The sequence below is a fragment of the Microtetraspora malaysiensis genome (assembly GCF_050947145.1).
GTDB classification, from domain to species: Bacteria; Actinomycetota; Actinomycetes; order Streptosporangiales; family Streptosporangiaceae; genus Microtetraspora_A; species Microtetraspora_A malaysiensis.
In genome coordinates this window covers 8915155-8938973 of record NZ_CP191998.1, presented here as the reverse complement: position 1 = coordinate 8938973, position 23819 = coordinate 8915155, and the positions used below count along the sequence as shown (strand labels likewise).

Annotated in this window: 19 protein-coding genes; 9 read left to right on the top strand and 10 right to left on the bottom strand. The window is 71.0% G+C overall.

Annotated elements, in window-relative coordinates; translation table 11 throughout:
• The first annotated feature begins 58 nt into the window (after positions 1–58).
• Positions 59–1525 (top strand): NYN domain-containing protein, encoded by a 1467-nt coding sequence (locus ACQP1V_RS41615; RefSeq protein WP_433417043.1) that lies wholly within the window; start codon positions 59–61, stop codon positions 1523–1525.
• Positions 1526–1546: 21 nt separating this feature from the next.
• On the opposite strand, the gene ACQP1V_RS41610 is transcribed toward ACQP1V_RS41615, so the two are convergent.
• Both ACQP1V_RS41610 and ACQP1V_RS41605 read right to left on the bottom strand, forming a co-directional pair.
• Positions 1547–2179: a response regulator gene (locus ACQP1V_RS41610; RefSeq protein WP_433417040.1), complete on the bottom strand. Its 633-nt coding sequence runs from the start codon at positions 2177–2179 to the stop codon at positions 1547–1549.
• Between the two features lie 3 nt (positions 2180–2182).
• Positions 2183–6358 (bottom strand): HAMP domain-containing protein, encoded by a 4176-nt coding sequence (locus ACQP1V_RS41605; protein ID WP_433417037.1) that lies wholly within the window; start codon positions 6356–6358, stop codon positions 2183–2185.
• 154 nt (positions 6359–6512) lie between these two features.
• Between ACQP1V_RS41605 and ACQP1V_RS41600 the strand changes: the two genes are divergently transcribed.
• Positions 6513–8045, top strand: a complete 1533-nt coding sequence (locus ACQP1V_RS41600; protein ID WP_387416380.1) for a SpoIIE family protein phosphatase — start codon at positions 6513–6515, stop codon at positions 8043–8045.
• On the opposite strand, the gene ACQP1V_RS41595 is transcribed toward ACQP1V_RS41600, so the two are convergent.
• Positions 8020–9735, bottom strand: coding sequence for a prolyl oligopeptidase family serine peptidase (locus tag ACQP1V_RS41595; RefSeq protein WP_433426122.1), 1716 nt, complete (start codon positions 9733–9735; stop codon positions 8020–8022). The two genes, ACQP1V_RS41600 and ACQP1V_RS41595, sit on opposite strands and share 26 nt — an antisense overlap.
• A 172-nt stretch (positions 9736–9907) precedes the next feature.
• A complete protein-coding gene (locus tag ACQP1V_RS41590) occupies positions 9908–10732 on the bottom strand; it encodes a putative RNA methyltransferase (RefSeq protein WP_433417034.1) in 825 nt (274 codons plus the stop codon).
• Between the two features lie 230 nt (positions 10733–10962).
• Between ACQP1V_RS41590 and ACQP1V_RS41585 the strand changes: the two genes are divergently transcribed.
• Together ACQP1V_RS41585 and ACQP1V_RS41580 are read left to right on the top strand one after the other, a co-directional pair.
• Positions 10963–11700 carry an MBL fold metallo-hydrolase gene (locus ACQP1V_RS41585; RefSeq protein WP_433417031.1) on the top strand — a complete coding sequence of 246 codons (738 nt, stop codon included), beginning with the start codon at positions 10963–10965 and terminating at the stop codon, positions 11698–11700.
• A 110-nt stretch (positions 11701–11810) separates the two neighbouring features.
• Complete coding sequence (locus ACQP1V_RS41580) at positions 11811–12686, top strand: hypothetical protein (protein ID WP_157570587.1); 876 nt, start codon at positions 11811–11813, stop codon at positions 12684–12686.
• A gap of 84 nt (positions 12687–12770) precedes the next feature.
• Here the strand turns inward: ACQP1V_RS41580 and ACQP1V_RS41575 are convergent, their stop codons facing one another.
• Positions 12771–15044 (bottom strand): MMPL family transporter, encoded by a 2274-nt coding sequence (locus ACQP1V_RS41575; protein WP_433417027.1) that lies wholly within the window; start codon positions 15042–15044, stop codon positions 12771–12773.
• Positions 15045–15150: 106 nt separating this feature from the next.
• Here ACQP1V_RS41575 and ACQP1V_RS41570 point away from each other — a divergent pair, with 106 nt between their 5' ends.
• Together ACQP1V_RS41570 and ACQP1V_RS41565 are read left to right on the top strand one after the other, a co-directional pair.
• Entirely contained in the window at positions 15151–15384 is a 234-nt protein-coding gene (locus ACQP1V_RS41570; RefSeq protein ID WP_433417024.1) for a hypothetical protein, read from the top strand.
• Entirely contained in the window at positions 15381–15608 is a 228-nt protein-coding gene (locus ACQP1V_RS41565) for a hypothetical protein (protein ID WP_067137854.1), read from the top strand. The genes ACQP1V_RS41570 and ACQP1V_RS41565 overlap by 4 nt, the downstream gene beginning before the upstream one ends.
• A gap of 74 nt (positions 15609–15682) precedes the next feature.
• Here the strand turns inward: ACQP1V_RS41565 and ACQP1V_RS41560 are convergent, their stop codons facing one another.
• A complete protein-coding gene (locus tag ACQP1V_RS41560; protein ID WP_433417021.1) occupies positions 15683–16534 on the bottom strand; it encodes an alpha/beta fold hydrolase in 852 nt (283 codons plus the stop codon).
• 172 nt (positions 16535–16706) lie between these two features.
• On the opposite strand from ACQP1V_RS41560, the gene ACQP1V_RS41555 reads away from it, so the two are divergent.
• From ACQP1V_RS41555 to ACQP1V_RS41545, 3 genes are all read left to right on the top strand, one after another.
• Positions 16707–18116 carry an ATP-binding protein gene (locus ACQP1V_RS41555; protein WP_433417019.1) on the top strand — a complete coding sequence of 470 codons (1410 nt, stop codon included), beginning with the start codon at positions 16707–16709 and terminating at the stop codon, positions 18114–18116.
• 149 nt (positions 18117–18265) lie between these two features.
• Positions 18266–20278: a bifunctional aldolase/short-chain dehydrogenase gene (locus ACQP1V_RS41550; RefSeq protein ID WP_433417016.1), complete on the top strand. Its 2013-nt coding sequence runs from the start codon at positions 18266–18268 to the stop codon at positions 20276–20278.
• Positions 20279–20288: 10 nt separating this feature from the next.
• Complete coding sequence (locus ACQP1V_RS41545) at positions 20289–20816, top strand: nuclear transport factor 2 family protein (RefSeq protein WP_433417013.1); 528 nt, start codon at positions 20289–20291, stop codon at positions 20814–20816.
• Here the strand turns inward: ACQP1V_RS41545 and ACQP1V_RS41540 are convergent.
• The 4 genes from ACQP1V_RS41540 to ACQP1V_RS41525 form a co-directional block, all read right to left on the bottom strand.
• Positions 20805–21338 carry an ATP-binding protein gene (locus tag ACQP1V_RS41540; RefSeq protein WP_433417010.1) on the bottom strand — a complete coding sequence of 178 codons (534 nt, stop codon included), beginning with the start codon at positions 21336–21338 and terminating at the stop codon, positions 20805–20807. The genes ACQP1V_RS41545 and ACQP1V_RS41540 overlap by 12 nt on opposite strands.
• Positions 21335–21529 (bottom strand): DUF5999 family protein, encoded by a 195-nt coding sequence (locus ACQP1V_RS41535; RefSeq protein ID WP_067137868.1) that lies wholly within the window; start codon positions 21527–21529, stop codon positions 21335–21337. The genes ACQP1V_RS41540 and ACQP1V_RS41535 overlap by 4 nt, the downstream gene beginning before the upstream one ends.
• Before the next feature lie 142 nt (positions 21530–21671).
• The gene (locus ACQP1V_RS41530; RefSeq protein WP_433417007.1) at positions 21672–22856 is read right to left on the bottom strand and encodes an acyltransferase family protein; all 1185 of its coding nucleotides are present in this window, start codon (positions 22854–22856) and stop codon (positions 21672–21674) included.
• Positions 22857–23040: 184 nt separating this feature from the next.
• On the bottom strand, positions 23041–23793 hold the full coding sequence (locus ACQP1V_RS41525; protein ID WP_433417004.1) for an SAM-dependent methyltransferase: 753 nt from the start codon (positions 23791–23793) through the stop codon (positions 23041–23043).
• Between the last annotated feature and the right edge of the window lie 26 nt (positions 23794–23819).

The window sequence follows — 23819 nt, the reverse complement described above, 5'->3', positions numbered from 1 at the left end:
CCACGTCGCCTCATTGGCTTGATTACCCTGAGATGGCCTCGTAGAAGGGCGGTGTCGCGTGGATCGCTGCGCGTTGTTCGTTGACGCCGGCTACCTGCTGGCGGACGGCGCGCTCGCCGCGCACGGGACCCGCCACCGAGAGTCAGTTTCCTGGGACTATCCCGGCCTCCTGAAGCTGCTGACCGGTCTGTGCACGGACCGTACCGGCCTCCCGCTGCTGCGCTGCTACTGGTACGAGGCGACGGTGGAGGGCCGCCGCACGACCGATCACGACGCGCTGGCCGACCTGCCCGGCCTCAAGCTCCGCCTGGCCCGGATCCGGCCCGGCCGCCGCGAGGGCGTCGACGCCCAGGTGCACCGCGACCTGATGACGCTCGCGCGTAACAACGCCGTCTGCGACGCCGTGGTGGTCAGCGGCGACGAGGACCTGGCCCAGGTCGTCAGCGACGCGCAGGACCTCGGCATCAGGGTGACCGTGATCCACGTCGGGGTCGAGGGCGGCTGGGCGGTCTCGCGCGCCCTGCGCCAGGAGTGCGACGACCTCATCGAGGTCGGCGGCGATCAGCTCCGGCCGTATGCCACCCTGAACGCCGACCAGGCTTCCGCCCCGGGGAACGGGCCGGCGCCGGCCCTGAACGGCCAGTCCTGGCAGAACGGCTCCGGCCAGCTCGCGAGCGCCTCCTCCGGTAACGGCGCGCTGGGCGGGGGCTTCGCCAACGGCACGATGAGCCCCCTCAGCGGAAGCACGCCGAACGGCGCGTCTTCCGGTGGGAACGTCGTCGCGGGATCCGGCGGCGGTGCGGCGTCCGCTCCTTCCCCGGGAGTCGCGCACGCGCAGCCCGCCCTTCCCGCGTTCGCCGCGTACACGGCGGATCCGCAGCCCGCGCAGCTTCCCGTGCGGGCTCCGATCTCCGCGCCCGCTTCGATCGCGCCCGCCGCGTCGTCCACCTCGATGCCGAGCCCGGCCCAGACGCCTCCGCCCACCCACGCCGCGCCGCAGGCGGCGCCACCGGTTTCGTCGCCGCCCCAGAGCTCGCCCCCGGTGCAGATCTCCTCGCTCGCTCCGGCCACGCCGCCGCCGCTTCCCGCGCCCATCTCGGCGCCGCCCGGGCAGCACGCGTCGTCCGCGCCCGCACCCGCGCAGAACCTGCATTCGGGGAGTTCAGGAAGCTATTCCGGCGCGTCAGGGAGCGCCTACCCGTCGCCCGGCCCGGTGCCGCTCGGGCCGTACACGGGGCCGCAGCCCACGCACGTGGCGTCGCACAGCGCGGGCAACGCGACGACGCTCGCGGAGTCGGTGCAGTCGGCGCACAAGGAGGGGTTCGACTTCGGCGAGTCGGTCGCCCGTGACGCCCCCGTCCTGTGGCTGGAGGCGGTGCTGGCCCGCAAGCCCCGGATGCCCTCCGACCTGGAGGCCCGGCTGCTCCAGGGCTCGTCTCTCCCGATCGACTTCCTCCTCCACGAGGAGGTACGCCAAGCCCTCCGCCGCGGCTTCTGGGATGCCCTGGAGCGGGCGCGACACTGAGTCGCTCGGCGGGTCGGCGGGTCAGGTCAGGGCGTCGAAGCCGGCTCTGAGGCGGCCGACACGTTCGGCGAGGTCGGCCATGGGGCCGATGAGGTGGCCGTCGCCCGTCTTCCCGACCAGGTCGCGTACCCGGGTCAGCTCGTCTTCGACGGCGCTGAGCCGGCGGGACAACTCGGGCAGCACCTCGCCCTGCCCGGCGTCGTTTCCTTCGGACAGCTCGGAGGTCACCCGGTCGCGCAGGAGTGCGGCCTGCTCGGTGAGGCGCTGGTTCATGTAGTAGAGCTCGACGAAGACGGCGACCTTGGCGCGCAGCACCCAGGGGTCGAAGGGCTTGGTGAGGTAGTCGACCGCTCCGGCGGCATAGCCGCGGAAGGCGTAGTCGGGGGCGCTGTCCACGACGGTCAGGAAGATGATCGGGATGTTGCGGGTGCGCTCGCGCCGCTTGATGTGGGCGGCGGTCTCGAAGCCGTCCATCCCGGGCATCCGGACGTCGAGGAGGATGAGCGCGAACTCGTTGCCCAGCAGGGCCTTCAGCGCCTCCTCACCCGACCTGACCCGGACGGGGATCAGGTCGAGCGAGCTGAGGATCGCCTCCAGGGCGATCAGGTTCTCTTCGCGGTCGTCGACGAGGAGGATCTTGGCGCGGTCCGACATCGATCAGGTTCCTTCGCGGGTTTCGGGGGTGGCCTCACGGCCGCGCATCAGCCAGCCGCGCAGGCGCTCGAGCAGCCGGTCGACGTCCACCGGCTTGGGCACGTAGTCGGAGGCTCCGGAGGCGATGCTCTTCTCCCGGTCGCCGCGCATCACCTTGGCGGTCAGCGCGATGATGGGCAGGTCGGCGAACTGGGGCATCTGCCGGATGGCCGAGGTGGTGGCCCAGCCGTCCATCTCCGGCATCATGATGTCCATCAGGACGAGGGCGACGTCCTCGTTGCGTTCGAGCTGCTCGATGCCCTCGCGGCCGTTCTCGGCGTACACGACGGTCGCGCCGTGCCGTTCCAGCACGCTGGTGAGCGCGAACACGTTGCGGATGTCGTCGTCCACGATGAGGATCTTGGCTCCGTTGAGCGGGTCCTCGCCCTGCCAGTCCTGGCCGTTCATCAGCGGCGCGAGCTGGGGCACCGGCAGGTCGGTCGGCAGCGGGATCTCGGGGAGGACGTCGTCCCGCTCCCTCTCGATGAGATCGTCGCCCAGATCGGTGGCGGGCACGCCGCTGGTCGTGGCGCCGCCGTCGCGCGCGGCGAGCGGCCCGGAGTACGCCATGGGCAGGTAGAGGGTGAAGGTGCTGCCCTGGCTCGGCTCGCTGTCGACGTGGATCTCGCCGCCGAGGAGGCGGGCGATCTCCCGGCAGATGGACAGGCCGAGCCCGGTGCCGCCGTACTTGCGGCTGGTGGTGCCGTCGGCCTGGCGGAACGCCTCGAAGATCACCTCAAGCTTGTCCGGGGCGATGCCGATGCCGGAGTCGATCACCGAGAAGGCGAGGATGTTGTCCGTCGCCTGGAGCGTCTCATCGACGTACGGCACGCTCACGGGCGCGTGGCTGACCTTGAGCTTGACCTCGCCCTTGGGCGTGAACTTGATCGCGTTGGAGAGCAGGTTGCGCAGGACCTGCTGCATGCGCTGCTCGTCGGTGCGCAGCTCGCCGGGCACGGTCGGGTCGACCTCGACCGAGAACGCCAGTCCTTTGTCCTGGGCGAGCGGGGCGAAAGTGGCCTCCATGTAGTCGACCAGCCGGGGCAGCGACAGCTGCTGCGGGTGGATGTCCATGCGGCCGGCCTCGACCTTGGACAGGTCGAGGATGTCGTTGATCAACTGCAGGAGGGACGAACCGGCGCCGTGGATGGTCCGGGCGAACTCGACCTGCTGCGGGGTGAGGTTGCCCTCGGCGTTCTCCGTGAGGAGCTTGGCCAGCACGAGCAGGCTGTTCAGCGGTGTGCGCAGCTCGTGCGACATGTTGGCGAGGAACTCGGATTTGTAGCGCGAGGAGACGGCGAGCTGCTCGGCCCGCTCCTCCAGGGTGCGCCTGGCCTGCTCGATCTGGAAGTTCTGGATTTCGATCGCGCGGTTCTGCTTGGCCAGCAGCGCCGCCTTGTCCTCCAGCTCCGCGTTGGAGCGGCGCAGCTCCTCCTGCTGGCGCTGCAGCTCGTCGGAGCGCTCCTGCAGCTCGATCGCGAGGCGCTGGGACTCCTTGAGCAGGTCCTCGGTACGCGAGTTGGCGATGATGGTGTTGATCGTGACGCCGATGGTCTCGACGAGCTGGGTCAGGAACGCGAGGTGCACCTCGCTGAACTGGTTGAACGACGCCATTTCCAGGACGCCGAGCACCTGGCTCTCGAACAGGATCGGCAGGACCACGATCTGGGCCGGGGTGGACTTGCTGAGCCCGGTCTCGATCGTGATGTAGTCGCCGGGGACGTTCTCCAGGATGATCTGCTGGGCCTCCAGGGCCGCCTGGCCCACGATGCCCTCGCCGAGCGTGAACCGCTGCCGGGGGCTCGGCCCGGGCTGGATGCCGTACCCGGCGATCAGGGTGAGCTCACCGTCCACCATGAGGTAGCACGCGCCGTGGCTGGCGGACACCAACGGCGTCAGCTCGCTCATGATCAGCCGGGCGACCTCGATCAGGTCGCGGTGGCCCTGCATCAGGCGGGAGATCCTGGCCAGGTTGGACTTGAGCCAGTCCTGTTCCTGGTTGGCGTTCGTGGTGAGCCGCAGGTTGCCCACCATCGTGTTGATGTTGTCCTTCAGGTCGGCCAGCTCGCCCTCGGCCTCCGCCGTGATCGACTGGGTGAGGTCGCCTCTGGCGACCGCGCTGGTGACGGCGGCGATCGCGCGGACCTGGGTGGTGAGGCGGCCGGCCAGCTCGTTCACGTTCTCGGTGAGGCCCTTCCAGATGCCCTCGACGCCCTCGACCCGCGCCTGGCCGCCGAGGCGGCCCTCGGAGCCGACTTCGCGGGCGACGCGGGTGACCTCGGAGGCGAACGAGGAGAGCTGGTCCACCATCGTGTTGATCGTCGTCTTGAGCGCCAGGATCTCGCCCTGGGCGTCCACGTCGATCTTGCGGGTGAGGTCGCCGTTCGCGACGGCGGTGGTCACCTCGGCGATGTCGCGCACCTGGTACGTCAGGTTGTTCGCCATCGAGTTGACGTTGTCGGTGAGGTCCTGCCAGACGCCGGAGACGCCGAGGACGCGGGCCTGGCCGCCGAGTCGGCCTTCGGTGCCGACTTCGCGGGCGACGCGGGTGACCTCGTCGGCGAAGGCGGAGAGCTGGTCCACCATCGTGTTCATGGTGTCCTTCAGCTCCAGGATCTCGCCCTGGGCGTCGACGGTGATCTTCCTGGAGAGGTTGCCCTGGGCGACGGCGGTGGAGACGGCGGCGATCTGGCGGACCTGTGAGGTGAGGTTGTTCGCCATGAAGTTGACGTTGTCGGTGAGACCCTTCCAGACGCCGGAGACGCCGCGGACCTGGGCCTGGCCGCCGAGTCGGCCTTCGGTGCCGACTTCGCGGGCGACGCGGGTGACCTCGTCCGCGAACGAGGAGAGCTGGTCGACCATCGTGTTCATGGTGCTCTTCAGCTCCAGGATCTCGCCCTGGGCGTCCACGTCGATCTTGCGGGTGAGGTCGCCGTTCGCGACGGCGGTGGTCACCTGGGCGATGTTCCGCACCTGGTACGTCAGGTTCTTGGCCATCGAGTTGACGTTGTCGGTGAGGTCCTTCCAGACGCCCGAGACGCCCTTGACCTCGGCGCGGCCGCCGAGTCGGCCTTCGGTGCCGACTTCGCGGGCGACGCGGGTGACCTCGTCGGCGAAGGCGGAGAGCTGGTCGACCATCGTGTTGAGGGTGTCCTTCAGCTCCAGGATCTCGCCTTGCGCGTCGACGGTGATCTTCTTGGAGAGGTTGCCCTGGGCGACGGCGGTGGAGACGGCGGCGATCTGGCGGACCTGTGAGGTGAGGTTGTTCGCCATGAAGTTGACGTTGTCGGTGAGGTCCTTCCAGACGCCGGAGACGCCGCGGACCTGGGCCTGGCCGCCGAGTCGACCTTCGGTGCCGACTTCGCGGGCGACGCGGGTGACCTCCTCGGCGAAGGCCGAGAGCTGGTCGACCATCGTGTTCACGGTGTTCTTCAGCTCGTCCATCTCGCCGACCGCGTCGACCGTGACCGTGCGGCTGAGGTCGCCGCGAGCCACCGCGGTGGTGACGACGGCGATGTCGCGGACCTGCGCCGAGACGCGGCCGGACATCGTGTTCACCGCCTCGGTCAGGTCGCGCCAGCTCCCCGACATGCCCCGCAGGTTGGCCCGGCCGCCGAGCTTGCCCTCGGTGCCGATGTCCCTGGTGACCCGCGTCACCTCGGACGTGAAGAGCGCGAGCTGGTCCACCATGCCGTTGACGGCCTTGCCGAGCCGCCGCACCTCGCCCCGGGCGGCCCGTGAGATGTCGATGCGCCGGGAGAGGTCGCCCTTGGCGACGGCGTCGATCACGTCCGCCGCGGCGCTGACCGGCGTGACCAGCGCGTCGAGCAGGTCGTTGACGGCCTCCACGCTGTCGGCCCACTGCCCGGTGCCCGGCCCCGGCATGAGCCGCTCGGAGAACTGGCCTTCGCGCACGACCTCGCGGCGGACCCGGGACAGCTCGTTCGCGAGGTGCTCGCGCCGGTCGGCGATCTCGTTGAGGAGGAGAGTGATCTCACTCAAGATCCCCGGAGCCGCATGCGGGACGCGGCGGCGGAAGTCGCCGTCGCGCCATGAGACGAGCGTGTCGAGCAGCGGCCTCAGGTCGGATTCGGCGTAGCGGATCTCCGATTCTGCGACCTCACCGTTGGCGCGCGACATCGAGCCTCCTTCCCCTGCGGGATTTTCCGGCCGGCGGGCACGGCGAAGGGCACCGCGACTGGCACGAACCTCATGCCAGTCTGTCACGTTCCGTGGCATGTAGTCGTCTGCTTGTTTTACTAGGGTCAGGGGGAAGTGTGATAACACGGAATCGGTGACGACTACCCCACGAGCCGTGCTCGCCGCGTCTTTCGCGCCGGGCGACGAAGCCGTACCAGCCACGAGGCGGTTCACGCGCGAGGTGATGACCGCGTGGGCGGCCATGTCTGTGAGTGGCGACGCCGAGCGGCTCGCCGGCGACCTGGTGCGGGAGGCGGGCGACGGCCCGTTCGAGGTCATGTGGGTGCACCACGGCGACTCCGTGCAGGTCGAGGTGCGGGAGAAGAGCGACGTCGAGGTGCCCGAGCCGCCCACGAACGCCATCTCCTGGGGGGTCACGTTCAACGGCGCGAGCCGCACCCGGTGGGCGAGGATCGACCTCCCCGGCGGCGTCGGCCGTACCAGTGACGACTGGGTGGGCGAGCCGACGCACGGGCCGGGCTGGCTCGGCTTCCTCGCAGACGCCAGCGATCTGCTCGCCGGCACGCTCGACCCGGACATGGTCCCGGCGATCATCGCCCAGATCGTGGTCCCGAGGCTCGCGACCTGGTGCGCGGTCTACACGATGGAGCACAGGTCGGGCGAGGTGGTCCCGGCCTATCTCTGGCACGCCGACGAGGCCCAGCTGGACACGCTGCGCGAGGAGCTGGCCGAGATCGTGATGCCGCCGGGGGAGGGGCCGGCCGTGCTGCACGTGGGCGAGTGGCAGGCGCTGGCCTTCCCGCTGACCGCGCGCGGGCGGCGGCTCGGCGTCATGTGTCTGGGCCGCAGCGACCGCTTCCCGGACGAGGGGATGCAGCTCGCCGAGGACCTCTGCCGGCGGGCCGCCCTCGCGATGGACAACGCCCGGCTGTACGCGCAGCAGGCGGCGGCGAACCTGGCGCTCCAGCGCAGCCTGTTGCCGCCGGAGGAACCGCACACGCCCGGCCTGGACTCGCACGTCATCTACGAGCCGGCGGGGGAGACCAACGAGGTCGGCGGCGACTTCTACGACCTGTTCCCGGTGGGCGACGGCGTCTGGCGCTTCGCCATCGGCGACGTCTGCGGCACCGGACCGGTGGCGGCGGCGGTCACCGGCCTGGCCCGGCACGCGTTGCGCCTGCTCGCCCGGGAGGGGTACGGCGTCGCCGCCGTGGTGGCCCGGCTCAACCAGGCGATCCTGGAGGAGGGCGACCGGGCGCGGTTCCTGACGCTGCTGCACGGCGAGATCACTCGCACGGAGGGCGGCCTGGACATCAGCCTGGTGTCGGCCGGGCACCCCGAGGCGCTGCGGCTGCGGCCGAGCGGCGTGGTGGAGGCCGTGGCGTCGCCGCAGTCCCTGCTCGGCGTCTTCCCCGAGGCCGAGTTCCACGAGGAGAGCGTCCGGCTGGAGTCCGGCGACGTCCTGCTCGGGGTCACCGACGGGGTGACCGAGCGGCGCAGCGGCTCGCGGCTGCTCGACGACGACGGCGGGCTGGCCAAGCTGCTGGCCGAGTGCGTGGACCTGTCGGCGCGCGCCGTGGCCGAGCGGATCCGTCGCGCCTGCCAGGACTTCGCGCCCGAGCCGAGCGCCGACGACCTGGCTATTCTCGTGCTGCGAGCGCCCTGATCGCGAAGTCGATCTGGAGTGACATCTGGCGGATGAGCTCGGCCACCACCAGGGTGCCGTGTCCCGCGTCGTACCGGTGGATGTGGGCCTGGTGGCCGCGCCTGGCGAGCGCGTCGAGATAGCCCTCGAGCTGCCGCATCGGGCACCGCGGGTCGTTCTCCCCGGCGAGGACCAGCAGCGGCGCCTGCACCAGGTCGGCGTAGGCGATGGGGGAGCACGCGGCATACCGCTCGGGCAGCTCCTCGGGTGAACCGCCGAGCAGCGCCCGGTGGTGGGCGCGCAGCCGTTCCGTCTCGTCCTCGTACGTGGCGATGTGGTCGGCGATGGGTGACGCGGCGATGCCCGCGGCCCAGATCTTCGGCTGGGTGCCCAGGCCGAGCAGTGTGAGATAGCCGCCCCACGAGGATCCGGCGAGGACGAGCCGCTCGGGGTCGGCCACACCCCGGCGGACCGCCCATTCGCGCACGGCTGTCACGTCGGCCAGCTCGATGTGCCCGACGTCGCCGTGCAGGGCGTCGCGCCAGGCGGAGCCGTACCCGGTGGAGCCGCGGTAGTTGACCCGGATCACCGCGAACCCGCTGTCCACCCAGGCGGCGACGGCGGGCAGGAAGGCGTCGCCGTCCCGCGCGGCCGGGCCGCCGTGCAGCAGGAAGACCGTGGGGTACGGCGGGGTGCCGGTCTCGGGCCGGGAGACCAGCGCGTGGACCCGCCCGCCGGGACCCTCGATGTCGGCGTCCTCGACGGGCACCGAGGCCGGGGCCGTCCGGCCGGGGTTCATCACCACGTGGCCGTTGCTCGACCGGATCACCGGGGGCTGGGACGCGCTCGACCACGCGTACTCGACGCTGCCGTCGGGGCGTGGGGCCGCCGCCTCGATGACGCCGCGCGGTGTGTCGATGGGGGTGAGCCCGCCTCCGGTGAGGTCGTATCTCAGCAGTTCGGTGCGGCCGCGGTGGTTGTGCACGATGAGCAGGGCCCGGCCGTCGTCGTACCAGGTCGCGTCGATGTCGCCGGGCACGCGGAGCCAGATCTCGCGCAGCGCGCCGGTCTGCGGGTCCCAGACCAGCGGTTCGCGCCGGCCGCGCCGTTCGTGCAGGACGAGCAGTCTCCGGTCGCCGAGCGCGGGGGCGAACCCGACGCCGGTGAGGCCCTTGCCCGCGCCGTCGTCCAGCTCGCCGACCGTGCGGCCGTCCGCCCTGATCACGCGCAGGGCCGGGTGGCGCGAGTCGCCCTGCTCGCTGTGCTCGACGGCGATGAGGGATCCGTCGAGCGACATCGCGGCGACCGAGGCGTGCTCGGCGTGCTCGTAGATCGTGACCGGCTCCTCCTGGTCGCGGACGAGCAGGACCTGGAAGCCGTCCCCGCCGGAGCGTCCCACCGCGGCGTCGCCCGCGACGGACAGCCCGAGCCCGCCGGGGTGGCCGGGCGGCGCGTTCACGGGCACGTTGGGTCCGCCGGAGAACCGCTGGCGCATCCACCCGCCGTACTCGTCGCCGCCGGTGTCGGCGAACCACCAGATCCACTGGCCGGTGGGGTCGATGGTGCCGCGGGCGGTGCCGCCGGGGCGGTCGGTCACCTGGCGGGTGCGCCCGGTCGAGCGGTCCCAGGCGTGGATCTCCCAGGCGCCCGAGGCGTCGCTGCGGTAGACGGCCCGGTGCGGCGCCTGCCTGGCCCAGATCGGCAGGGTCATGCGCGGGGCCCGGAACCTGGCCTGCCAGCGTTCCTCGCCTTTCACGCGGCCTCCTGGATTCGGTGCCGGCGGGGTCGCGTCAAGTATGTCCCGCGAATCTGCGGAATCGCCGGAGAATGCCGGGAAGTTAAACCGGAATTTCTGGGGAAATGTCCCTTTGGCCGCAGCAGTATCAGGAGTTTCGTCGCGCCCAGGTGGTGATCCGGAAGGACGCGGTCACCCGTACCGGATCGGGCAGGTCGCGGACGCGGCCGGCCAGGGTGGCGGGGTCGGTGTGCCAGGCGCTCGGCCCCATCCCCACCACGGCCTCGACCTCCGGATGGGAGAGGTCGAGCGTGACCTCGACCGCCTCGCGTCCGGAGCGCGCGAACCGGTCGCCGAGTGCCGCCTCCAGCCGCCGTTCCTTGTCCTCGTCCACCGACAGCAGGCCCAGGCGCTCTACGAGGGGGCGCAGGTGACCGGCGTCCGGGGTCACCACCGCGAGTGTGCCCTCCGGCCGCAGCATCCGGGCGAACTCGGCGGGGTTGCGCGGCGCGAACACGTTGAGAAGCACGTCCACGCTCGCGTCGCGTACGGGGAGGGGGCGCCAGACGTCCGCGACGACGGCGCCGACGCGGGGGTGCGCCCGCGCGGCTCGTTTGATCGCGTGCCGGGAGATGTCGAGGGCGATGCCGACGGCCGCCTCGGGCAGGGCGCGGGCCAGGTAGTAGCCGGTCCCCGCCCCCGCGTCCGCGACCACGGCGGCGTCCGCGCAGAGCCGGGCGAGCCGGTCGGCGAGCGGCGCGTAGTGCCCGGCGGCGAGGAAGTCGGCGCGGGCGGCCACCATCGCGGGGGTGTCGGCCGTGCCGGGCGCCGCGGACCCGGTCAGCAGGCTGACGTATCCCTGGCGCGCGACGTCGAAGCTGTGCCCGTGACCGCACCGGACCGTGCCCCCGGCCAGCGCCAGCCTTTCCCGGCAGACCGGGCAGATCAGGTGGTCGATCACGTCGGCGAGCATGGGTCCCTTGACTTCCTCCCCACGGCTGAAGGCCGGGGAGATTCGAACCTGGAGGTCGGTGGTCGGCGCCGCACAGACCGCCTGACGGCGAGGTCTCCACGCCCTGTCACCGCAGCCCGGCGGCGAGTCCGCTTGGTTATCGCGAACGCCAAGACCCTACCAAGGGCTGGGCCGGCCCCACGGCTGAAGCCTTCGTGATGCGCGCGCGCTTCCTCCCTATTGTGGACGCCATGCCGCATGAGACGAAGATCGTGTCCGGTGTCGAGGTCGTCCCGTTGTGCGACGCCGTCGGGCCGATGGGGACGCACATCCGGAAGCCGCTGCCCGAGATGTTCCCCGGCGGGACGTTCGAGGAGGGTGAGGAGTGGATCCTCCACTTCCACTGCTATCTGCTGCGGGCGGCAGGGCGCACCATCCTCGTGGACACCGGGATCGGCGGGACCGGGTCGCCCGCGGCGAGCTGGGCGCCCGTGCCGGGGCGGCTGCCCGAGGAGCTGTCCGCCGTCGGCGTCACCCCCGAGGACGTGGACCTGGTCGTCCTCACCCATCTGCACAGCGACCACGCGAGCGGCTGCGTCGGCGGTGACGGCCCGGCCTTCCCCAATGCGCGCTATGCCGTACAACGGGCCGATCTGGACTGGGTGCGCGGGCCGATGCTCGACCAGGTCGTCGCCCCGATCCGCGACTCGCTGCAGATCCTCGACGGGACGACGGAATTGCTCCCCGGGATCACCGCCGTCCACACGCCCGGCCACACCCCGGGGCACCAGACGGTCGAGGTGGGCGATCTCGCGCTGAGCGGCGACGTGGTGCTCCATCCGGTGCAGCTCCGCGACCCCTCGATCACCTACGTCTACGACGACGACCCGGAGCTGGCGGCGCGGAGCCGGACGGCCCTCCTTGAGCGGGTCGCCGTCCTCGCCACCGGCCATTTCCCCGAGCCCTTCACACCGACGTCCGCGCGCTGACTTCCGGCACTCGGGAGGAAATCCCTACAAATCGCGTTTTTTGTGGACAAGAGGTGATATGGATTGCCGGTGGCGGCGGCGATCCGATAGTCGTTACGGCTATGCGAATCATGACGGCACTATCCGCGCTGGCTCTCCCCCTCCTTGCGATCCCGGCGCCGGCTCAGGCGGCGGCCAAGCAGGTCGGCGGGGCGACCTTCGTGGGGTACGGGGGATCCGGCGCCACGGTCTACACGTACCTGCCGGGCCGGGGATTCACCTCCACGACCAAGGTCCGCGGCCTGTTCCAGTTCTCCGCCGCGCCCGACGGCAAGAAGGTCGCCTGGATCGACGACAACGGCAGACTGCACGTGACCCAGGGGACGAAGGACGCCGTCGTGGCCAAGGGCGCCGTGGCCGGCATTCCGTGCGCCACCCCCGTCTGGTCGGCCGACTCCACCCGCATCGCGTACGCGATGACCGCGGCGGAGTCGATGGCCCCCATCGCGATCGTCGGCGCCGACGGCAAGAACCGCCGCACGATCGCCAAGACGTACGGCGTGTGCCACCTCGCCTGGTCGGCCGGCGGCCGCTACCTCGCGGGTTACGCCGGGAGCACCGACGGCGTCTTCCTCCTCGACACGACCACCGGCAAGTCCCGGCGGGCCGCGGGGATCAAGCTTGCGAACCACGTCCAGAGCCTGTCGCCCGACGGCCGCCGGGTGATCGTGAACAAGATCGGCGCGAACGCCCCCGGCGGTGACGGGACGTGGCCGCTCGCCTTCCGCCCCACGCTGGTGGACACCATGACCGGCGCGACCATCAAGCTGCCGGTCAAGGGCAGCCTCATCGGCGCGCTCTACACGAAGGACGGCCGGCTCGCGGTGCGGGTCAAGGGCGCCAAGAACAACACCATCGCGGTGCTCGACGGCAACCTGAAGGAGATCCAGCGGATCATCGAGCCCGCCGAGGCCCGCCAGTTCGGCCTGCTCGGCCTGATCTCGTAGCTTTCCGGCTTTCCGGGCGCCGCGTGACGGCTCGGGCGCGGTGGCCTGCCGGCCACCGCGCCCTGCGCCGCCGTACCCCCGGCGTCAGCCGACCGGGACGGTGACGCGGTCCCGGTCGGACGCCGGCCGGTCCTCGTCCTCTCCCTCGTCCTCGTCCTCGCCGTGGGAGAACTGCGGCAGCCACTGGAGCCATCGGGGCAGGTACCAGTTCCAGTCGCCGAGCAGCTTCATCGTCGCGGGCAGCAGCACCGCCCGCACGATCGTGGCGTCGATCAGGACCGCCACCGCCAGGCCGACCCCCAGCTGCATGAACGTCAGCAGCGACAGCGTGGCGAACGTGGCGAACACCGCGACCATGATGAGCGCCGCGCTGGTCACCACGGCGGCCGTGCTCTTGATGCCGTGCGCGACCGCGTCCTCCGTGCGCATGCCCTTGTCGTACGCCTCACGGACCCGGCTCAGGATGAAGACGTGGTAGTCCATCGAGAGCCCGAAGAGGATCACGAACAGGAACAGCGGCAGCCAGTCGGTGATCGTGCCGGTGGAGTGGAAGCCCAGCAGGCTCTCGCCGTACCCCTTCTGGAAGACCAGCACGAGCACGCCGTACGCCGCCGCGACGGACAGCAGGTTGAGCACGATGGCCTTGATCGCGACCACCAGGGAACGGAACGAGGCCAGCAGCAGGACGAACGCGAACAGCAGCACGAACCCGAACACGAGAGGCAGGCTCCGGCCGAGCTGCTCGTTGAAGTCCATCGACCCCGCCGTGGCGCCGGTCACGTGCGCGCCGGGGATGGTCGCGGGGATGACCCGCTCACGCAGCGTGCGTACGGCGTGTTCGGAGACGGCGTCGGAGCCGGTGCCCTTGATGCCGACGGCGATCCGCGCGACGGTCTTGCCGGGGTTGACCGAGACGGCGAACGGCTCGTTCGCCTCCCCGGTGGCGAACGCGCGCTTCTTGAACTCGGTGATCGCCGAGGTGATCTCCGGGGTCGTCACGTCGGCCGCCTTGAGCACGACGACGGCGGGTTCGTTGCCGCCGGGGAAGGCCGCGTCGATCCGCTTGAAGGTCTGCGCGATCGCGTAGTCGCCCTGGAGGTCGTCGATGGTCTGCGGGCCGGTCTTCAAGCCGGTGGCGGGGATCGCCAGCGCCACGAGCAGGCCGCCCGCCAGCAGGGCGGAGATCGCGGGACGGCGCAGCACCGGGCCGAGGAGCGCGCCCCAGAAGCGGCTCTCGCCGCCGCGTACGCCGAGGACGCGCCGCCAGGTGACCCGGCCGCGGGTGGCGGCGCGGACCGCCCCGTGGACCACCCGCGCGTCGATCTTGTCGCCGATGAGCGAGAGCAACGCGGGCAGCACGGTCAGCGAGCCGACCACGGCCGTCAGCACCACGAGGATCGTGCCTTCGGCGAAGCCCATGAAGACGCCGTTGCCGGTGAGGAACATCCCGGCCATGGCGACGATCACCGTGACGCCGGAGACGAGCACGGCCCGGCCCGACGTGGCGGCCGCGATCTCCATGGCCCTGCGCCGGTCGCGGCCCTTCGCCCGCTCCTCCCGCTCACGCATGATGTAGAAGAGCGAGTAGTCGACGCCGACCGCCAGGCCGATCAGCAGCATCACGTTGGTCGTGGCGTCGTCCACGTGCAGGAGGTGGCTGGTCAGGGCCAGCAACCCGGTGGCGGAGAAGATCGCCGTCATCGCGAGCGCGACCGGAACCACCGCGGCCAGCAGCGCGCCGAACGCGGCGAGCAGGATGCCCAGGGTGATCGGCAGCGACAACTGCTCGGCCCGGACGAAGTCCTTGTCGATCGCCTCGCCGATGAGCTTGTCCGAGCTCGCGCCGCCCGCCTGCTCGATCCGCAGGCCGGGGTGCGCGGCGGCCACCCCGGCCACCGCGTCGAGCACCGGCTGGACCCGTTCCTTGGCGGTGCCGCCCTCACCCTTCATGTCGAACTGGACCAGCGCCGTCCCGCCGTCCTCGGTGACCGGCGACGGCTCCTTGTCGTACGGCGTGCGCACGTGCTCGACCTGGCCGGTGGCCTCGACGGCCTTCCGCACGTCGGCGACGGCGTCGCGGAACCCCTTGTCCTTGACGGTCATGGTGCCGCTCTGCAGGAGGACGACCTCGCTCGCGACGTCCTTGAACCCGGCGCCGTCGAGGATGCGTCCGGCCTCCCGGGAGTCCCCGTTGGCGTTCTCGTAGGACTTCATCTTCGCGACGCCCACCGCGTTCCCCACGAGGACCGAGGCGATGACGAACGAGGTCCAGATCAGCAGTGCCCACCATCTGTGGCGGGCGCTCCACCCTCCGATGGACGCGGCGATGTTCCCGCGACGGCGTTTCGGCGTTTTCACACCTTGAAGGTAGGAAACGATCGGGGCCCCGGCCTCGGACCGCAAGACCAATTCGCGCTACTGCTCGCGGCGGACGTCGGTGCCGTCGCCTCCGCCTCGCGATCTAATGGACAACCCTGGGAGCCGCCTCGGGGATGCCCTGGCCGCCGCCGGCGTCATCACCGATCCCGAGGGCCGGGTGCTGCCGGCCCACATCCTGTTCAACAGCGGCACGCCGGCCGACGGCATCGTCCCCCCGGAGGAGGAGTTCGACGCATGCGGTGCCGAAAGTCCGATTAGTACGGTCTATTGGTGGAATGTCGTTGAAGAAGGGGTGACGACGACGGGCGGGAAGCCATGAGCGAGCCGGACTACCGGAGCCAGTTGGAGCGGGTGGATGCGGACCTGGCGCGGTTGCGTCAGGAGGTGAAGGAGTTGCGCCGCGAGATCGGCGAGCGCCGCGACGGCACCACCGACGCCGCCGAGATGTCCGCCTTGTTCACCAATGTGGAGCAGCAGGAGGCGCTGATCGAGGACTTCGAACTGAGGCGCCAGCACTTGCTGCGCCGCCTCGAAGAGGCCTGATCATTTCGATCGCGGACGGTATCGCCGGCGATTCCATCCCTCGACGTGCCGCTCCCACCAATTCATCGGGTCGGCTACGCGGCGTGCCGGGTCAGGAACGCCTCGATGGCGGTCACGAACCCCTCGGCGTCGTCGAGCCACGGGAAGTGTCCGCCGCCCGGCTGCACGACGAGTTCGGCGTTCGGGAACAACGCGGCGTACTCGGCGATCACCTGCGGGGCGGCGCCCAGGTCCACCTCGCCGGCGAGTACCAGCACCGGCGCCGGGAACCCGGCCAGCGCCGAGCGGGTGGCGTCCGGGTCGAACGCGCCCTCGGCGGCGAAGGCCGCCGCGGCCTGCCCGTTCCGCTGCTCGTCCTCGAGCGCCTGATGGGCCTGCGCCACCGCGTCCCACCGGCCGTAGAAGAAGGGGGTGATGGCCTCCCAGTCCTCGTCCGCGGCATCGCCCGCGATGACCGCTTCGAGGGCGGCGGACGCCGCCGGGTACCACGGTTCGGCCGCGCGGGGCCGGGTCACCTCACGCCGGATCTCCGCGGTCGGCATGAGGCCGACCGCCCTGGTGCTCGGGGTGACGAGCACGAGCCTGCCGACGCGCTCCGGGTGCCGGGCGGCGTACAGCGCCGCGAGGTTCGCGCCCGCGGAGTGCGCGACCAGGTCCATCCGTTCCAGACCCAGGTGCTCGCGCAGCGCCTCGACGTCGTCGACCTGGCGGTCACAGCGGTAGGAGTCGCTGTCCTCCGGTAACGCGGACCCGCCGGTGCCCCGGAGATCCATCACGATCAGTCGCCGATTCGCGGACAGGCCGCCGAGTTCGCCCAGGTAGGCGGACTCTCGCATCGGGCCGCCCGGCAGGCAGATCAGCGGAGTGCCCGATCCGTACTCGTGGTAGGCGAGGCTGGTTCCGTCATGTGCTGAAAAGAGAAGCATGGTCAGATCATGGCAACGGGTGCCCGAGCGAGGCGATCGATTATTCCGGTGATCGTGATGGTCGGGAACTCCCGGGCCCTGGCCCGCGCCGGCACGTGCTGCGCCGCCTCGAAGGAATACTTCGATCACAGATACTATCGCCAGCGATACTATTCGTTGCGATACTAACTGCATGGCCGACTTCATCGGGCGGGACGCGGAACTCGCCAGCCTCCAGGGTCTGCTCGACCGGGTGAAATCCGGCCCGGGCCACGCGAATCCGGGCCAGTGCGTGCTGATGCGAGGCCGGAGACGGATCGGCAAGTCGGCGCTCGCCGAGGAGTTCCTCCGCCGCAGCGGTCTGCCCCACCTGTACTTCACGGCGGCCCGGGGGAGCGCGGAACAGGAGCTGGAACAACTGCTCGCGGACGTCGCCGCCTCGTCGCTGCCCCATCGCGACCGGTTCGCCGACGCCGCCCCGGCGAACTGGAACAGCGCGCTCCAGCTCCTCGCGGACGCCGTCCCCGACGACGCTCCCTCGATCCTGGTGATCGACGAGGTCCCGTACCTGATGGAGCGGGTCGACGCCTTTGAGGGGCTGCTGCAACGCGCGTGGGACCGCTATCTCAGCCGCAAGCCCGTGCTGCTGATCCTCATCGGCTCGGATCTGGCCATGATGGAGGCGCTCAACAGTTATGAGCGGCCGTTCCACCAGCGCGGGACCGAGATGGTGATAAAGCCGCTCAATCCGGCGGACATCCAGGACATGCTGGGCCTGGACGCGACCGCCGCCCTGGACACCGCCCTCGTCACCGGAGGACTGCCGCTGGTGTGCGCCGAGTGGAGACGCGGGGCGGCGCTCTGGGAATTCCTTCACGGCGCGCTGACCAATCCTGTCTCGGCCCTGATCGTCTCCGCGGAGAGGTCGCTGGCGGCCGAGTTCCCCGGCCAGGCGATGGCGCGGGAGGTGCTGGGCGCACTCGGGAGCGGGGAGCGGACGTTCAGCAACATCGCCAGGGCGGCCGGCGGCATCGCGCACTCCACGCTCAGCAGGGCCACCGACCTGTTGGCAGCCAAGGGGGTGGTCACGTCGGAGCTGCCGCTCTCGACCCGCCCCTCCAAGGAAAGCCGCTATCGCATCACCGACCCCTACCTCCGCTTCTGGCTCCGCTTCGTCGGCCCGCACATCCCCGAGATCGAACGCCGCAGGGGCGATCTCACGCTGCGGCGGATCGCGGCGGGCTGGAGCAGCTGGCGCGGGCGGGCGATCGAGCCCCTGGTGCGCGAGGCGCTGGCCCGGCTGCTGCCCGACGACCGGCTTCCGGCGGCTGAGGCGATCGGCGCCTACTGGACGCGCAGCAATGACGTGGAGATCGACATTGTCGGAGCCGACCGCGCACCCATCGCCAGGGAGCTGCGTTTCGTCGGGTCCATCAAATGGCTGGAAAGCCCTTTTGACGACCACGACCTCCATCGGCTGATCCGGCACCGCGCCGCGCTGACCGACCGCGCGCTCCCGCTGGTCGCGGTGTCCAGGAGCGGGGTGGCCTGTTCCGGAGTGGCGGCATACGGGCCGGAGGAACTGGTCCGGGCGTGGCGGTGAGATCGAAACGGCCTCCACCGGGGCGGTGGCCACAGGAAGGCCGGTGGCGTCGGCGGTCATCTGGCACAGGAGCGGGTGGGCGGTTGCCAGGTCGGCCGGGGCGCCTGACACCATCGTGGGCGTATTGGCACACTTTGGGGGGATATTTCATGGCTTCGCCGGTTGAAGAGCTGCTGAACCGGTCGCACGCGCTCGGGTCCGACCCGCGCAACACCAACTTCGCCGGAGGCAACACCTCGGCCAAGGGCACGGCCGTCGACCCGGCGACCGGGTCCGACGTCGAGCTGATCTGGGTGAAGGGGTCGGGCGGCGACCTCGGCACGCTGACCGAGGCCGGCCTCGCCGTGCTCCGCCTGGACCGGCTGCGCGCGCTGACCGGCGTCTACCCGGGCATCGAACGCGAGGACGAGATGGTCGCCGCGTTCGAATTCTGCGCTTTCGGCAAGGGCGGCGCCGCGCCGTCCATCGACACCGCGATGCACGGCCTGGTCGAGGCCGCGCACGTGGACCACCTGCACCCCGACGCCGGCCTCGTCATCGCGGCCGCCGCCGACGGCGAGGAGCTGACCCGGCGCATCTTCGGCGACCGCGTCGTCTGGGTGCCCTGGCGGCGGCCCGGCTTCCAGCTCGGCCTGGACATCGCCGCGATCAAGGCGGAGAACCCGCAGGCCATCGGGTGCATCCTGGGCGGCCACGGCATCACCGCCTGGGCCGACACCTCCGCCCAGTGCGAGGCCAACTCGCTGGAGATCATCCGCACTGTCGAGGCGTACGTCGCCGAGCACGGCGAGCCCGAGCCGTTCGGGCCGGTGCTGCCCGGCTACGAGCCGCTGCCGGAGGAGGAGCGGCGCGCCCGCGCCGTCGCGCTGTTCCCGATCATCCGGGGGCTGGCGAGCACCGACGTGCGCCAGGTCGGCCACTTCACCGACACCCCCGCGGTCCTGGACTTCCTGTCCCGGGCCGAGCACCCGCGCCTGGCCGCGCTCGGCACCTCCTGCCCGGACCACTTCCTGCGCACCAAGATCGTCCCGATGGTGCTCGACGTGCCGGCCGGCGCGCCGATCGAGGAGGCCGTGGCGCGGCTGCGCGAGCGGCACGCCGCCTACCGCGATGAGTACCGCGCCTACTACGAGCGGCACGCCGTCCCCGGCTCGCCCGCCATGCGCGGCGCCGACCCGGCGATCGTGCTGGTCCCCGGCATCGGCATGTTCTCGTTCGGCAAGGACAAGCAGACCGCCCGGGTCGCCGGCGAGTTCTACCTCAACGCGATCAACGTGATGCGCGGCGCCGAGGCGGTCTCCACGTACGCGCCGATCCCCGAGGTGGAGAAGTTCCGCATCGAGTACTGGGAGCTGGAGGAGGCCAAGCTGCGCCGCCTGCCCGCGCCCAAGCCGCTGGCCGGGCGGATCGCCCTGGTCACCGGTGGCGGCTCCGGCGTCGGCGCCGCCACCGCGCGGCGGCTCGCCGCCGAGGGCGCCTGCGTGGTCGTCGCCGACCGTGACCTCGCCGCCGCCGAGAAGGTCGCCGCCGAGCTGGGCGCCCGCGCGTACCGGCCCTCGGACGCGGCGGTCGCCGCGGGCGTGGACGTGACCGACGAGGAGCAGATCGCCGCCGCCTTCCGGGAGGCCGTGCTGGCCTTCGGCGGCGTCGACCTGATCGTCGGCAACGCTGGCCTGTCGCTGTCGCGCTCCCTGCTGGAGACCACCGTCCAGGACTGGGACCTCCAGCACGACGTCGTGGCGCGCGGCTCGTTCCTGGTCTCCCGGGAGTCCGCCCGGATCATGATCGACCAGGGCATGGGCGGGGACATCGTCTCCATCTCGTCCTCGAACTCCGTCTCCGCCGGCCCCGACACCGTCGCGTACGGCGCGGCGAAGGCCGGCCAGGCGCACCAGGTGCGGCTGCTCGCCGCCGAGCTGGGCGAGCACGGCATCCGGGTCAACGGCGTCGACCCCGGCTGCGGTGCCGACCGGGCCGCCGCGTACGGCGGGCCGGAGGAGAAGCTCGGAGAGTCCTACGCCGAGCGGACCCTGCTCAAGCGCGAGGTGCTGCCCGAGCACGTCGCGGCGGCGGTCTTCGCGCTCACCGGCGGAGACCTGTCGCTGACCACCGGACTGCACGTCCCGGTGGACGCCGGCGTGGCGGCGGCCTTCCTCCGCTGAAACAGCGCGGATGCCACTGACACAGCGCGGACGCCACCTCTCGCGATGGGTGGCGTCCGCGCCCCGGATCTCCGCGTTCGAGGGTCGCCGGACCGGGCAGTGGGACGCCATGACGGAGGCCCGGGAGGTCCTGGACAGGCACACGGCCGCGTTCAACGCCCACGACATCGACGCGCTGCTGCGGGTCGTGAGTCCAGGGGCCGTGTGGGTCGGCCCGGAGGGCCCCGCCGAGGGGCAGGAGGAGATCGCCTCCTACATCGGGCACTTCTTCGCCGCGTTCCCCGACATACGCGCCCTGGTCTGGGAGACCGTCGACAACGGCGACCTGGCGGCCGAGGAGCTGATGATGGTGGGCACCCACGCGGGCACCTACCTGATGCCGGGAGGGCGGGCGGTCCCCGGGACCGGCCGTCCCATCCAGCTCCGCTGCTGTTTCATGTGCACGGTCGAGAGCGGGCTCATCGTCAGCATGCGCTTCTACTTCGACCAGTTGGAGCTGCTCGCCCAGCTCGGGCTGCTGCCGGGATCAGAACTCTGAGTTCTCGGGCAGCTCGAACCACACGACCTTGCCGGTGAGCGTGGGGACGGTGCCCCAGCAGCAGGAGAGCTGCCGCAGCATGTCCAGGCCCCGGCCGCGTTCGTCGTCCGGGCCCGGATCGCACGGCCGCAGCGGGGTCCGGTCGGTGTCCTCGACCTCGCACCGCAGCAGGCCGTCTGCCAGGGAGAGGGAGAGCAGGACCGGCCCGTGGGTGTGCCGCAGCGCGTTGCCGGCCACCTCGCTGACGAGCAGCTCGGCGAGGTCGATCGTCTCGTCGGGCAGGCCCCAGGCGGAGAGCCGGGCGCGGGTCACCCGGCGGGCCATGCACGTGGAGGCCAGGCGCTGCGGAAGCTCCCAGGTGGCGGTGAAGTCCGCGCCCGGCTTCGACCCGCCGGGGGCCTCGGCCGGGGCCTGCGCCGTGGCCCAGTCCTGGTCCCAGTTCACGGCCCAGCTACGTCGCGCGGAGAGCGGAGAGGCCGGCGGGACGTTCCGAACCCCCGCCGTCGCGATGTCGATGGTCATGACGTACACCCCGTGAGCTTCCGATCGGCCGGGAGACCGCGCCCGTCGGGCAGCAGCTCGCCGTTGTCGTCGAAGACCACCACGCCGTTGCAGAGCAGACCCCATCCCTGTTCCGGGTGGTACGCCACCAGGACGGCCGCCTCGTGGTCGGAGGCGTAGGCGGAAGGGCAGGAAGGTCGGTGCTCGCACATGGTCGTGTCCTTGGTAGATCCTCGCTGATCGTCATGGCCGGTCGTCGTGGTTTTCTTCCACCATCAGGATGCCGAGAGGCACCCCCAGGTCGTCAGGGGATAAACCCCCGTATGGGTACGTATTTGCATCTACGTACCTGGGCTAAGAGACGGTAATGCGCTCCGGGGCGGGGGTGAGGGACGCCGGACGCCGCCTCGCCAGGCGTCGCCCGAGTCCCTGCATCGGCAGCTCCACGAACCGGTACGTGAGCCAGCTCACGCCGCAGATGCACGCGAGGGCGGCGAGGCCGAGCCCGAGCTGGACCGGCCAGGAGAACCTGAGCGGGTTGCCGGAGATCAGCAGGAAAAGCCGCAGTACCGGCATGTGCAGCATGTAGACGGAGTAGCTGATCAACCCCAGCCAGGCCAGGGCGTACGGGATCCGGCGCCCGCGCAGGGCGTGGAAGAGCCAGAACGTGCCCCCGGCCAGCGCGACGGTCGCCAGGTTGGCCATGCCGTTGACCGTCACCGGCTTCAGGAACGGCGTCAGGCAGATCAGGAACGCGACGCCCAGGACCGGCCACATCCCCGACATCTCGCCCCGCTCCCAGCGGTAGATCACGGTGCCGGTGAACATGACCGCCAGGACCATCGCCCCCTGCCAGGGCACCCGGCTGCCGACCACGATCAGCCCGATGGCGAGGGCGCCCAACCCGAACGCCCCGGCCGTACGGACCCGACCGGCGCCGAACAGCACGCCTCCGAGGCTCGCCACGATCACCGCGAGCACGATGACCGGCACGACCGGGCCGCTGAGCAGGCCCCGGGTCGGCATGACGAACGCCACCAGCACCGACAGCGCCGCGAACGCCAGGGCGAACAGGCCGCTGCGCCGGTGCACACCGGCCACGAAAAGGGCGGTGACGAGGAGGTAGAAGACCATCTCGTAGGAAAGGGTCCACATCGGCTCGGTGAACGCCCACGAGCCGGTGACTTCCATGAGCATCGTGATGTGCCCGACGGGGTCGATGTTGGGGCGCAGCGGCTGGATCGGCATCATCGCGAGGACGACGGCGATGGTCAGGACGTACAGGGGATAGAGGCGGAACAGCCGGCCGATCCAGAACGCCCGCACGTCCCCTCTGCGCTCCAGCGAGGCGGGGATGATGTAGCCGCTGACCAGGAAGAACACCAGGACGCCGTAGTTCCCCAGGTTGAACCAGGTCGGCCGGATCTCGGGCAGGAAGCGGTAGGTCATGTGTTCGAGCAGCACCGCTGTGGCGCCCAGTCCGCGCAGGGCGTCCAGCCACCTGTATCTGGTTATGGCCACCTGATCGTCAATAGGCACTTATGTCACATTAAACGATGCTTCTCGAAGATGTCGAAAGAGTCCCCATTTGGGGAAATCGCACCAGTTCGACGAGATGCGATCAGACCTGCACGATCGGGAGAGTGCCGCTTTCGCGGCGCGGGAATCCGCGCCGCGGGCGCCTCCGCGACGGTCGCGCCAAACGGCGCGGAATTCCCCGCCCCTACCGCGTACGGCGCAGCAGCAGCGAGACGAAGCCGAAGACGTCCCGGTAGCCGTTCAACCACATGTCGCGGTGGGCCAGAGCCGCCTCGCGCGCCGCTTCGCCGTCGGGGCCGGGGTGCTCCTCGGCCCAGCGCAGCAGGGTGCCGGTCCAGGACCACTCGTACTCGTCCCACTCGCCGCGCTCGCTGGTGTGCGCGTAGACGGTCACGTAACCCGCGCCCTCCGCCCGCGCCACCGTTCCGGCGAGGTCGGCGTAGTCGTCCGGGTCGTCGACCAGAAGGGCGGCCACCTCCGGGGTGGGCGGGCTCTCCCAGAAGCCCTCGCCGACCAGGGCGAGGCCGCCCGGGCGCAGGAAACCGGCGACCGCCTCCGACGTCGGGACGAGCCCGCCGAAGGCGTGGGTCGCCCCCATGCACATGACCAGGTCGTACGGCTCCCCGCCCTCCGGACCCCCGAACTCGGTCGCGGACACCCGGTGCAGGCGGATCCGGTCGGCCACGCCCCGCTCCTTCGCCGCTTGGGCGGCGGAGTCGAGGGCGTGTGCGGAGATGTCCACACCGTCCGCCGTGGCGTCCGGACAGAGCGCCAGCGCCCGCAGTGTCCACTCCCCGCCGCCGCAGCCCAGGTCGAGGATCCGCGCGCCCTCGGGCAGCTTCGCCCGGGTGAGCAGGCGGTCGATGTGCGCCTCACTGATGGGAGAGGCGATCGGGTGGTCGCCGTGCGCGATATGGCTGATCAGGTCACGTTCCATCCGCACACTGTCTCGTGCGTTTTGCC

Bases quoted from the DNA above. Each gene is read 5' to 3' on its own strand.
- ACQP1V_RS41610 (WP_433417040.1), bottom strand. From the start codon at position 2,179: ATGTCGGACCGCGCCAAGATCCTCCTCGTCGACGACCGCGAAGAGAAC.
- ACQP1V_RS41605 (WP_433417037.1), bottom strand. From the start codon at position 6,358: ATGTCGCGCGCCAACGGTGAGGTCGCAGAATCGGAGATCCGCTACGCC.
- ACQP1V_RS41595 (WP_433426122.1), bottom strand. From the start codon at position 9,735: ATGACCCTGCCGATCTGGGCCAGGCAGGCGCCGCACCGGGCCGTCTAC.
- ACQP1V_RS41590 (WP_433417034.1), bottom strand. From the start codon at position 10,732: ATGCTCGCCGACGTGATCGACCACCTGATCTGCCCGGTCTGCCGGGAA.
- ACQP1V_RS41585 (WP_433417031.1), top strand. From the start codon at position 10,963: ATGCCGCATGAGACGAAGATCGTGTCCGGTGTCGAGGTCGTCCCGTTG.
- ACQP1V_RS41580 (WP_157570587.1), top strand. From the start codon at position 11,811: ATGACGGCACTATCCGCGCTGGCTCTCCCCCTCCTTGCGATCCCGGCG.
- ACQP1V_RS41570 (WP_433417024.1), top strand. From the start codon at position 15,151: ATGGACAACCCTGGGAGCCGCCTCGGGGATGCCCTGGCCGCCGCCGGC.
- ACQP1V_RS41565 (WP_067137854.1), top strand. From the start codon at position 15,381: ATGAGCGAGCCGGACTACCGGAGCCAGTTGGAGCGGGTGGATGCGGAC.
- ACQP1V_RS41560 (WP_433417021.1), bottom strand. From the start codon at position 16,534: ATGCTTCTCTTTTCAGCACATGACGGAACCAGCCTCGCCTACCACGAG.
- ACQP1V_RS41555 (WP_433417019.1), top strand. From the start codon at position 16,707: ATGGCCGACTTCATCGGGCGGGACGCGGAACTCGCCAGCCTCCAGGGT.
- ACQP1V_RS41550 (WP_433417016.1), top strand. From the start codon at position 18,266: ATGGCTTCGCCGGTTGAAGAGCTGCTGAACCGGTCGCACGCGCTCGGG.
- ACQP1V_RS41545 (WP_433417013.1), top strand. From the start codon at position 20,289: ATGCCACTGACACAGCGCGGACGCCACCTCTCGCGATGGGTGGCGTCC.
- ACQP1V_RS41540 (WP_433417010.1), bottom strand. From the start codon at position 21,338: ATGACCATCGACATCGCGACGGCGGGGGTTCGGAACGTCCCGCCGGCC.
- ACQP1V_RS41535 (WP_067137868.1), bottom strand. From the start codon at position 21,529: ATGTGCGAGCACCGACCTTCCTGCCCTTCCGCCTACGCCTCCGACCAC.
- ACQP1V_RS41525 (WP_433417004.1), bottom strand. From the start codon at position 23,793: ATGGAACGTGACCTGATCAGCCATATCGCGCACGGCGACCACCCGATC.